Genomic DNA, 11,671 nt, shown 5'->3' with positions numbered 1-11,671 from the left:
GGCAGCCATTTCGGAAGGAGGCTTGGGTTCTGCAAATTCCCCCCGCTATTGCTGTTTGACGAGGGTGTTGAGGGACGCAGTCGCGGAAGTCACGCTGTTGCTGGCCAGCGACGCACCGAACACCGCCCATGAAACCGAGATGTAGTTCTGCAGCATTTTTTCGACGATTTGATCGCTGTTGGCTGCTCCGCCATCGTTGGGTTTGTGCGGAGCTTCCGTGCGGGCAGCTGCTTGTTCGGGGCCGGCCGTCGGCCCCGCTTCGGAGGCTGGCGATGCCGGCCGGCTGGCGGCATCGAAAGCCTTTTGGAACTGCTCCATCGTTGCGCCGAGTGAATCTAACCCCTTCCTGGCCAGCGCCGAGGGATCGACATTTCCCGTCGCCAACCCCGAACTTTCCAGTTCGGTGAGATAACGGAAGAGTTGTTGTTCGACGAGTGGGCTCACCGGCTCGGTTTTCACGGACTGCGCGGTTTTGACCGAGGCACTGTTTGATGGCGATGGTGCGACTTGCGCACCGGCAGGCAATGCATCCGCACTGCGATCCGGCGCCTTGAGCTTCGACGCCGCCTGTTTTTCCTGCATGGCGCCCACCATGCGATTGCCCGGTTGCGCCGTGACGGCGACAGCGACCTGCTGTTGCGAGGCCATGCTGGTGGCCATGTTGGCGAGTACAACCTCAAGGGCGCCGACGGGTGCGATCTGCATGAGCTTGCCTTTCTCTTCAATTATCCGGCTTTTTGGCCGGAAAGTTTTGCGCTTCCGCCTGCCTGCCGCGAAAGACCCGGACCGGAATGAGACCAGTGTTTTGAGCTGCGCGCGACGCGGAAACCCCGAGAGTCTTTTTGACCAATGAAACGTAGGATGGCGGGCCCGACACGGAGATCACATCGTCCTTTTCGGATACCTTGATCGGAAAACGCGCTTCGCTGATGCCCAGTGCGTCCAACCGTTCGGTCGCTCCGGCCGCCGCCGTGGCGTCCAGCTTGATTATCTCGGTCTGCATTTCGGCTTCCGCCACGACGTTGATCGCCGAACCGTCGAAGTGCCAGACCAACCCGTAGCGCTTGCAAACCGAGTCTAGGAACTTCCGCGCAGAGCCCACCGGCATGCCAGCGCTGAGACGCCCCTTGACCGAACGACTGACATGCACCGGAGTGCCAATGTTGTGCCCGAATTCCACCAGTGCGTCGGCGACCGCCTGGTTGATGGTGATGTATTTGTAGGTGCCGTCCGGCCAGTGCGGTTCGGCAGCGTCCGCAAACGCGATGCCCAATATCTGACCCATCACGAGTACTGCCGCGGCCAGCCCCCGCACCCTCACGGCCCTGTGGCGACAATCTGCCCTGCAGGTCTCGCGTTCCGTCTCCATCAGTGCCCTAACAAAGTGCAACATCGCTAAAGCTTTCGCGCGGCGTTGCTGGTTTGCCCGCTCATTCACTGTAGTGCGCCAATATTGAAAAAGAAAGTCCATTTGGAATGTCAGGAGACTATCGGTTCCAAACGTTGCGCTCGTATTCCAAACGGGTATGGTGTGCCGCGCCATGTCTCGAGAGCGTGTCAGTTGGGCAAAGCAGGAGAATCCACGTGTCGGGCGCCATTCTTGTCGAACCGCTGACGACCAGCTCTATTGCCGCGACGACACGCTCCACCGCCAACGGTTGCGCGTTGTTGGGCCGGCTAGGCCTGTTTGTAGGCCTTGCCTTGCTTTTCTCCGGGATTGCGCTTCAAAGCGCGCAAGCACAAAGCGGATACGATCCCAGGACATGGCGCTACGACGAGACGCAAAACGTCCTGATTTCGCCGTCGTACTCCGAGCCGGACTCCGGCTACGTTGACGACCATAACCGGATGCCGATCCCGCGCGAGATCGTCGCGTCCAGCGAAGCCCAGCCGAAGGGTTCGATCATCATCAACACCTCCGAACGCCGCCTCTATTACCTCATGGGGAATGGGAAAGCGTTGCGATATGCGGTTGGCGTTGGCAAGGACGGATTGAGCTGGTCGGGCCGCGACAGGATATCGAGCAAACGTCAATGGCCCGATTGGCGGCCGCCGGCTGAAATGGTGGCAAGGGAAGCTGCCAAAGGGCGCGAACTGCCATCGTATGTCGAGGGCGGCCCAAACAATCCGCTCGGCGCCCGCGCGCTCTATATCGGCAGCACCCTTTATCGTATCCATGGGACCAACCAGCCGTGGACTGTGGGCCAAGCCAATTCTTCCGGTTGCATCCGCATGACGAATGAGGATGTGATCGATCTCTTCGAACGCGTCGATGTCGGAGCCCAGGTGATCGTCCGGCGTTGACAATCCATTTCGCGCGCCTACCGCTGCAGGCCATCAGACAGATTGTTGCCGATGATCCCGTTCAACATCAAACAGCTAGAAACGTTTCTTTGGGTAGCGACGCTCGGCAGCTTTCGAAAAGCCGCTGAAAGGCTGAACACGACTCAGCCGGCAATCTCCAGCCGCATCGCTGGTCTGGAGGAGGCACTCGGCGTCAAGCTGTTCGAGCGCCATAGCAGCTCCGTTCGGTTGACCGCGAAAGGGCACCAGTTGCTGCCGGCGGCAAAACGCGTTCTTCGCATGGCCGATAAGCTGCAACTGGCTGCGCATCCGGATGCCGGAGCAGGCGGCGTGCTGCGGCTTGGTGTTTCGGAGACGATCGTCCAGACTTGGCTCCCCGATTTCCTACGAGAGTTTCAGGTCGACTTTCCGTTGATCGAGACGGATCTTCTCGTCGACGCGACGACGAACTTGCGCAACGAACTCATCTCGCAGCGAATCGACCTCGCAGTGTTGATGGGCCCGGTTCTGGAATTTCGTATCGAAAACGTCGGAATGCCACCGGTTCCGCTGGTCTGGGTCTGCGCCCCGCAGCTCAAATTGGCGAACACGAATAAACTTACCCTTTGCCAACTGACGCAGTTCCCGATCATCAGCTATGGCCGAACCACACGGCCTTACAGTGAAATCTACCGCAAGCTCAGCAGCGAATTCGACGAACCTCCGCGGGTGTTCCCGGCAAACTCGCTTGCCGCCTCCATCAAGATGACACTGGACGGGATCGGTATCGCGTCGCTTCCGCGCGACCTGGTCGGCGACCATGTCGCCCAAGGCAAATTGCTTATTGTCGACTGCGACTGGCATCCCTCGGACCTGCTGTTCACCGCATCCTATGCGATGGAACCTACAAACCAGGTGGCTGAACATGCTGCCGAGATCGCCTTGCGTACCGCAAAGGCTTACGCAGTCCGGAACGACAGCGCCGTCGTAAAATCGCCAGCCGACGGCTTCGCCAAATTGTTGCGGGACTACGCCGGCAGATAGATCCGATCTCCCTCGAAGATCGCCTCGGGGCGAAGAATGTGGTCCATGTTCAAGGCCACAGTCTTTGCCACGTCCGCTGATCTGCTCCTCGCGATCAGCCCAATGCTCTGGCCAAGCCGGGCATCGACCCAACGATAGCCTTGCGCCTCGAGCGCGGGATTCGTTCTGCCGCGTGCATTGCGCGACCCTTCCGGATGTGGCTCGACATACTCGGCCGCGACCCATCCGTTGTGGAGCTTTTCGTCGGCGCCGTATCCCTCAATCGGAAGCCAGGCACCGTCGTTTGCATTCGACGGTCCACCCGTCTGCTGAGCGAGCGTTCCGGGTTCAAGGACGCTTATCACGTCCGCCTGTTGTCCGGGCTCTGCCCTGACGTTCAAGCCGTCATCCGCGAGCACGACGAGTTGCGGAAACGGCTCGGCGGGTTTCCCAGGTTCCGGTTCTGTCTTCCCTGGAGCCTCATCGGCTGGCGGCGCGACGTCGTCGGCCGGATCGATGTCTTCATCGGGATCGCTCGCCGGCGCAGCGTTGTTCCATGGCTCGGAGCGAAGCGCCGACCAAGAGAACAGGAACATGCCGATGCCGAATGTGACGCCGAGCGTGATACGATCCGCCATCGCCCAGCGGGCATCGGATTTCGCAGCGGCAGCGACTTGCTGATCGGTGATCGGCACCGGTTTGCGATTGCGGAGATCGGTTCTTACCGCCGAAGCCCAGAATTCCGCGCATCCGAAGGTAAACATGGTGCCGGCCGCGATATCGACCGGATCGCCGGTCTTGATCGACTGCCACATATAGGCCGCTGACCCCGCAATATAGGCTGGTCCGGCGATGTGCTCGGCAGCGTTGCGGAGCACTGGACGTTGCGTGACGACCTGCAGGGAGGTCTTCGTGCCATAGATGAAGTTGCCCACCGAATACGTGCCATTCACGCCGAGATTGGTGCCTTCCACCGAAGGCAGCAACGCGCCCGGCGCTGCTGCGGAGAAAGTCAGTCCTCCAATCGTGTTGAGCGTGCGCCCGAAACGCGTGTTCATTCCGGTCGCATTCGGGAAGAACGATTGCAATGTGAACACCGTACCGCGCACGGAGAAAGCGACGCCGCCGATGGTCAAGGCCCAACCACGCGGCAGCGTGGTCCACATTGCGGTTGACACTCCCGCCATCACGCCGAACGTAAGCAGCACCTGCTTGAATTCCTGCTTGCGCGCGGTCTTTATCAATTGCTTGAGTTCGGCCGTCTGCTCGGCTGTCAGCTGTTTTTTGTGCGTGGCCCGGAATGTGGTCAGTTGAAGGAGCGACAAGGCCCCCAACTGTTCGCTGTTCATTCCCAGCACCTGATCGGGCGAAAATTTGCGTAACTGGCCAGGGCTCATCGATCGAAGCTGGTCGGACGTCAGCGCCGCGATTTGCCTGGATGTCAGTCGCCCAACCTGCTGAACCGTCAGAGCACCGAGCTGGCTGCCGGTCAGCGCCGCGATCTGCTGCAGTGTCAGGCTCGCGATTGTGTCCGGCGACAATGCCGCGATTGTCTCCGGCTTGAAAGCGGCGAGATGGTCAGCGCCGACCTTGCGCAGTCGACCAGGCTTGATAGCGCCAAGTTGCGCCTTCGTGAGCGAATTGAACTGTTCCGCGGTGAGTATGGACAGCTGTTCCGTGCTCAAGCTACCGATCAGCTCCGGCTTGAACAAGGCGAGTTGTTCCCCGGACAACGCCGCCAGTTGTTTGGTTGTGAGCGCCGCGAACTGTTCCGGCGAAAACGCCTCCAGATGCTCTTTCTTCAGCGAACCGATCTGTTCAGGCTTGAGCCCCGCGATTTGTGCCGGTCTCAGGGCCTTGAACTGTTGCGTAGTGAACGCGTTAAACTGTTCGGACGACAGCTCGGCGAGTTGCGCTGGGGTCAGCTTCTTGGTCTGGGCGACCGTCAAAGCGGCGAGCTGTTCGGGTGAAAGCGCAGCAACCTGCTTAGGGCTGAACTGCGTAATGCGCCCCGCCGGAATGGCATTCAGCAAGTCCGGTTTGATCGCCCGCAGCTGTCCGGGGGTCAATGCGCGCAATTGCTTCGGCTTCATCGCCGCCAGTTGCTGCGCCGAAAGCCAGCCGATCTGCTCGGGCGTCAACCCGCCGACCTGCTCAACACTGAGCCGACCGAAGAGGGCTGGCGCCATTCCTTGCAGTTGAGCCTCCGCCAGCGTCGCCATGTCCTCGCCGGACATCTGCTTCAGAGCCTTGGCGTCGGGCGCCGGCTTTGGGCTTGCTGCCGGATCGGGCAAACTGCCTCGCACGTGCTCTTCCGAAGCGCCCCGCATCCACGGCAAAACAAAGGCCTCGCCGGTCTCGGAATCGCGCACCAGTTGGTGCGACTTGTGCATCAGCGTCGGTTCATCGCCGCGCGCAGGCGCTCCCTCTGCCGGCGGCACATAGACGCTGTCTGCATTGCGCGGTACCGGCCCAAGCCGGGTCGCCGTTATCCATTCGCCGTTCTCGTCCCTGATGCGGATCGGTCCGCTGCCACGGTGGCCCACTTGCAGGGAAAGGAAGGTCACTACGGCATCAGCCGCGTCCGACCGCAGGAATTTGCCGTCGGCAATGACATCGCCGAAATCCTTTCGAAATTGCGCGATCGCCCTCGCCTGGTCAGGTCGCGCCTGCTTTTCCAGCTCGCCCAGGAATTTGTCGAGTGAAGCCTTGCCGCCCTTCGGCACAACCGTCGCCGCCCCCGCGGGCGTATCGCCAAGGGCATGCGCAAGCCAGGCGGGAACGGTGATCTCCACCGGCTTGCCGTCCACTCCGTCGAACGTCAGGACGGCATTCTTGCCCTTCGCGATGGAGGAAGGCGCCTTTGCCGCGCTGGACTTGAACTGCACCCGCACCTCGGCGCTGTAGGCAAAGGGGCCGGACGGGACGGGAGGCGTGGAAAGCGAGGCCGTATAGCGCGTGGCCGGCGTGCCGTAGGAACCGTAGAGGCCCTGGTAGATGTTGCCGTCCGTCGGCATGGATCTGGATTGTGGCGGCCGGTTGGGCTGCATCCCCTCCGGAAGCCAAGACTGAACCTGGCCCTTTACCTTGTAGCTGGCTGACGTGGTCATCTTGTCGGGATTGAAGCCGAGCACGCCCGGCAGCCTGTTGTTGTCGTTGAAGATCACGTCGATCAGCATCGCATCGGGATTGCCCATGCGAACCGTCTCGCCCGTCAAAAGATTGATATCCTTGGACGGTGTCTTGCCGGGCACCGCCGAGAGGCGAAAACCGCTTGTTATCGGATTCTCGACAAACGAAACAGTTTTCGCAGGATCGATCTCGCCAGCCGCGACAAGAGCGCGTATCGCGTCGACATCGCCCGTTTTCAACGCGGCGACAAGGTCAGTTGCCTTGGCCGGATCCTTGACCGTGAACCGCACATGCAGAGTGGTCGAACCCAAAGCGGCTTCAATCTGATCGAATGCCTGCTTTGACACGACATCGCCGGCCTTGAGCGTGTCTTTCACCGGTGATTCCGGGCGCTTCTCAAAACCTGCCCTCGGCAGTTGATCGACCGTATCGACATGATTGGCAAGTATGGGCAGGCGCAGGCCCGCCTTGAATTCGGTCATTACCCGGTCGAAGGGTAGCGTGCCTTGCAGGCGCACATGACCGCCGTTGCTTTCAGCGGGGACGCCGAAGAAATCATGCTCGCCGGGAGCAAGCGACACCTCTTCGCCTTTCAGCGAAGGGGTATAGCCCAGCTCGATCACGGTGGCGGCGCCATCCTCGTCTGGCGTCTTTCCGGCCACGCGGACATCGCGCACTCGCGCGTCGTAACCAGCCTTGTCGGTGAACAGCGCTTCCTGGGCTACCTTCGCCAGATCATTGGCGCGGACCGGGAATGCGGTTTGATTGGAGACCGGCCAGACACCGGCCTGTAGGCCAGTGATGTTGAGGTATTCCCTCGCCCGGAACGACACAACGCCCTGTGTGCTGAGCGCGTCTTTCAGCGGCGCCATGCTTTTGTGGCTAAAGCTGTCGAGGATCGACCATCCGATGACGCCAAAATCGGTTTTTGTGCCGATGCCGAACCCGACCGCCGAGATGGTCGGCGAACCGATGCCGACGAACTCGCCGGTATTCAGCCGTACCCGGAAGGTGACACCGACCCGGAAGTCGGGCAATACGTCCTTCAGCGACTTCGCCGGCAGTTGCAAACCGTCCGGACCATAGCGCTCGGCCATTTCACGGGGGGAATAATACCCGGATTCGCGCTGGTATCTGGCCAACAACTGTTCAGGCGTCAGGCCGTCGAGATAGGCCGAACGTGTCCTGGGATCCTTGCCGCTTGAGTAGGTGTACTCTCCTGGATTGCGCTCCGGCGTGCCGGAGAACGTTTTTGTCGCCGGATCCCAGACCAGGCGGCCAAGGCCGCCATTGCCGCCCGAGGCGGTTGGCACAACAATGGGTGGTTGGCCGCCTTGCCGTCCGACAGGCACGTTGGGACCCGCCATATCGACCACGATCGGCGCTGCCGGGGGATTTGCTCCCTTTGGACCGCCGGCCAAGGGTGGCGATGGCGGTTGGTTTGGCGCATGCGGGATTGCCGGCGCCGCGTTCGGCGGCACGGCCGCATTGGGGCTGGCGGGGGATTGGCCGCCGGAACCCGGCCGCAGGTGGCGCAGGCCCCGGATGCCGAGCCCGGTGCCGGCGATGCCGGTTCCAAGACCGGTGATCGCGTTGGCCAGCTCAAGGCCCGTCATCTGGTCACCGTTGGCCGCCAGGTCGTACCCCGATGCGACCAGCAACGGCGCGCCGACGATCATGGCGCCGACATCCATGCCCCAGGCTGCCTTGTTGAGGGCGGCGGTGGATTGCATGTAGGTTTGAGTTTGCTGCGCAAGTGGAGAACCCGCCTTTGTCGCGCCGATGCTGCCGCGGAAGGCTTGCGTCCACGTCATTGAGGTCGTTCTTGCCATACCGAATGTACGGAAAGCGCTGGACGCCGTCGGCAGGACGGTCGTGACGACGCTCGCCACGTTCATCATGGACTCAGTGTCGCTCCATTCGCCGCCGTGATTGAGGTGGTTGACCTGCCGTATCACCGCCCGCGTTCCCAGGTAGGCGGCGCCGCCGTAGGCCAGGGGTGCCGCCACCGGCGCAAGCGGCGTGAACGAGGCGATGGTGGCCAAGCCAGTGCCGATGCCGATCAACGGGTCCACGACCCGGTCCATGACCGACACGTTGCGCGCCTTGACGACCTCGAGCGCCACGTTGCCGTCATCGCCCGCCTTCATCTCCAGGCCCTTCGGCGCGACCAGCTTGCCGTGCTCGCTGAACTGTATGTTGTTGTCCTGGAAATCTCCGAGATTGTCGAACGCCCTGCCGGTGCGGTCGACGTAGCGAACGCCGTCGCCATTCTTGACGGCGAACAGGGTCACCTCTTCCGTCGACGCGCCATCGCTCACGTAGAACAGGCGCACCTTGCGCACTTGTGCATTGTCGCCGCCGATCTCGCGGATCTCATCGGTGACATCGGCCAGGATGTCGCGGTCCTGTTCCGTCGAGGTGTCGAGATGAAGCGCGGTAGTGACGTCCCGGTCGAGCGCATCGCGGTCCAGCGGGCGGAACTGGTTGTCGAAGCCGTTCTCTAGCAGGCTCTGGAACTGAGGTTGAAAGAGGCCATCCAGCGTTTCCTGCTGGTGCCTATCGAGATAGGCCTTGTCCGAATAATTGTTGCGATCGTAGAGCAGGCCCGGCTCGCGGGTACGCACATCGTGCCAAGTGGCGAATCCGTCGACCTGCCGGCGCAGCTCCTCGGTATTGTCGAACTGGTCCTGGGTGTTGTTGAGCTTGATCCTGGCAACCGCCAGCCTGGGATCGACCCAACGCCCTTGGCTGGAATCGCCCGGATCGAGATCGATCCAGACCGGCTTGCCGGCTTGCGTCAGCGCATCGATGCCGTTCTTCTTGACCTGGGCGGCAACATCCGGCGCCACCTTGATCGTTTGTCCGCCAACGGGGATCGCGACCAGCTCGACGCCGTCGGGCAACGTCCCTTTCGGAGGGGTCACGCTTCCCGGCCCGAAATCGGCGAGTGCCTTGTCATAGTCGGCTTGAAGCGTTTTGAGCTGCGCCGTCAGGTCCTCCAGGCCGTTGCCGAGTTGATCGGAAAAAACCGTGTTGAGGTCTTTGCCGGCCTGGGCCTCGGCCATCCTCGCGCCCTGAAGCCCATCCGAGCCGCAGCCAAGAAGCTCCTGCCACTGCCGGTTGAGCGGTCTGTCGCGGTATTCCTCAGTCGTGTTCTTGTCGCTGAGGTTGACGGTGAGTTTCTGTTCGGTGGTGCCTTCCTCGAAATGGTTGATAACCGAAATCTGGCCGTCTTCGTGGTATTTTATCTCCTGCTCTACGAACTTGCCGAGATAGTCGCCGCCATAGGTGCTGTGTTTCTTGCCCGGTTCGAACAGATGCTGATTTTTCTTGTTGTATTCAACGAGCAGTTGGTTCTCGAGGGTTGTTGCCTGCGCGTTTACAGCGGCGGCATTCGCATGCGCGCTATAGAACGTCTGATAGGCTTCGGCGAGCTCAACCTGGCTGCCAGCCGCCTCCTGCATGCCCTTGAGTTTCTTGAATTCTTCGGAATCCGGCGAAACCCCGAGAAACTCTGCCTGGCCGACCATATAGTCGACCGTGAGTTTGTCGCCCTTGCTCATATGCAGACCGATATCGGCGAAGAGCGATTTTACGCCGGCATGGTCGGCAAGCCCTTGGGCATATTCGGCATGGCGATCGACACGCGGACCGCCGGCTGGATAGGCGGCAGGCGCGTTGGGATCGCTCAGAGGCTTCAGCTGCGCATTCTTGGCGATCGCGTCCGCCAGGCTACCTTCGGCGCTCTCATATTCGATCCGCGCGTTCGTCGCATTCTCCAGAAGTGTGTTCGCTTTGGTGAGCCGGGCATTGGCCTCGGCCAAAGTGCCTTTCGGTTTTTCCGGGGCCCAGATGAGATCGTGCGGAGCAAGTGCCTTGTTGATGAGGGTCCGGGCTCCCGCAACCGCGTCCTTATAGGCCGGGTCGAGCAGATAGACGTCGATCTGCGTCTGCTTCTGGGTGGACCGCGCTTGCGCCTCGGTGACCCGTGACAACGCCGTGTTTTCGGCGATGATCGCCTTGCCGACTTCCGGGTCGACCCAGCGATAGACGCCATCAACCTTTATCGGAATCCATTTGCCGCCTGAGGGTGCGTTGCCCGGCGGCGGATTGCCAAACGGGTCGATGACCTTGTTGTTTTCATCGCGCGTCGGCGATGCCTCAATGCCCAGCCCGTATTTGTCGATGAGCTGCTGCTTGTCGATACCCTTCTGCTTGGCGGCCGCCAAAAGGCCTGGCAATGCGTCACCGGCGAACACACCCTCCACAAATGTCTTGACGACCTGGCCCTCCCTGGCGCGCGCCGGATCGCTGCTATTGGGGTTGACCGACATCAGCGTCTCGGCCAGCGCCGCGTTGCGACTACCGGCCTCGATCTTCAAGTCCGTACCCAGCTTGTCGTCGTGCAGCGTCATGTTGCCGTCGGGATGGGTCGTCAGCGTATAGCCATTAAACGTGACCTTGACGGTCTCGCGGGTGCCATTATTGAGCTTTTCCGCCGTCGTGGTGGTTGTGCGGCCCTCCTTGTCGACGACGATCTTGACCTCGGTATTCGCCTTCGGATCGACGATGTTCGTCGTGCTCTCACCGGTCTTGATGTTCTTGACGCTATGGCGGGTGCCGCCAAAGCCATCCACGGAGTGACTGGTTTCCTTGCCATCGACAACAGTCACGACGGTCCGCACGCCATGCTGATATTCGTTTCGGTACGTGACCTTGTCGCCCGTGTGCGGATCGACGGTCTCGACGGTCTGGATGTCTCCGTTGTCGCTTTTCGGCTCGGTCGACTTGACCTGCAGGCCGCTCGCCTCCAACTCGGCGACCACCTGCTCCCGGGTCAGCCCTTGTTCCGTGGCGATCTGTTCGAGGCTCTTGCCCGCGGCAAGCCCATCCTTGATTGCCTTCGTGCTGCCTCCGCCGGGGTCTTGTTTGGCTGCCAGCGTCGTTTTGCGACCATCGGGAGAGGTCACCACGGTCACCGGCAATGCAGGACCGCCCCCCGGCGCCGTCGTTTCGACCGTCGCGCCATTCGGCCGGGAAGTCCGTGTCGTTACCGTGCCGCTGCCGAGATCGTCCTCGTATCGCGTGGTGATGGCGCCGGTGTCGGGGTTGTAGCTATTTGTTTGCTTGCGGCCAAGTCCGTCGCGAAGCGGCGTGGTCGTCTCCGCGCCGCCCGGGCCGGTCACCTGCGCATGATAGTTGCCATGCTGAAGATCGTAGTATTCGGTGA

Annotated in this window: 5 protein-coding genes; 2 read left to right on the top strand and 3 right to left on the bottom strand. The window is 61.4% G+C overall.

From position 1 onward, the window contains the following. Window positions 1-45: 45 nt before the first annotated feature. The gene (locus E5W87_RS07765; protein ID WP_292395561.1) at window positions 46-582 is read right to left on the bottom strand and encodes a hypothetical protein; all 537 of its coding nucleotides are present in this window, start codon (window positions 580-582) and stop codon (window positions 46-48) included. A 139-nt stretch (window positions 583-721) separates the two neighbouring features. Next, complete coding sequence (locus E5W87_RS07760) at window positions 722-1,471, bottom strand: type III secretion protein (RefSeq protein WP_292395559.1); 750 nt, start codon at window positions 1,469-1,471, stop codon at window positions 722-724. A 113-nt stretch (window positions 1,472-1,584) separates the two neighbouring features. On the opposite strand from E5W87_RS07760, the gene E5W87_RS07755 reads away from it, so the two are divergent. Further along, a complete protein-coding gene (locus tag E5W87_RS07755; protein ID WP_292395557.1) occupies window positions 1,585-2,304 on the top strand; it encodes a L,D-transpeptidase in 720 nt (239 codons plus the stop codon). Between the two features lie 51 nt (window positions 2,305-2,355). Beyond that, complete coding sequence (locus E5W87_RS07750; RefSeq protein ID WP_292395555.1) at window positions 2,356-3,327, top strand: LysR family transcriptional regulator; 972 nt, start codon at window positions 2,356-2,358, stop codon at window positions 3,325-3,327. On the opposite strand, the gene E5W87_RS07745 is transcribed toward E5W87_RS07750, so the two are convergent. Beyond that, window positions 3,312-11,627, bottom strand: a complete 8,316-nt coding sequence (locus E5W87_RS07745; protein ID WP_292395553.1) for a DUF4781 domain-containing protein — start codon at window positions 11,625-11,627, stop codon at window positions 3,312-3,314. The two genes, E5W87_RS07750 and E5W87_RS07745, sit on opposite strands and share 16 nt — an antisense overlap. Between the last annotated feature and the right edge of the window lie 44 nt (window positions 11,628-11,671).

It is taken from the genome of Mesorhizobium sp., from assembly GCF_004962925.1.
Lineage (GTDB): Bacteria > Pseudomonadota > Alphaproteobacteria > Rhizobiales > Rhizobiaceae > Mesorhizobium.
This window is presented reverse-complemented; position numbering and strand designations above follow the sequence as displayed.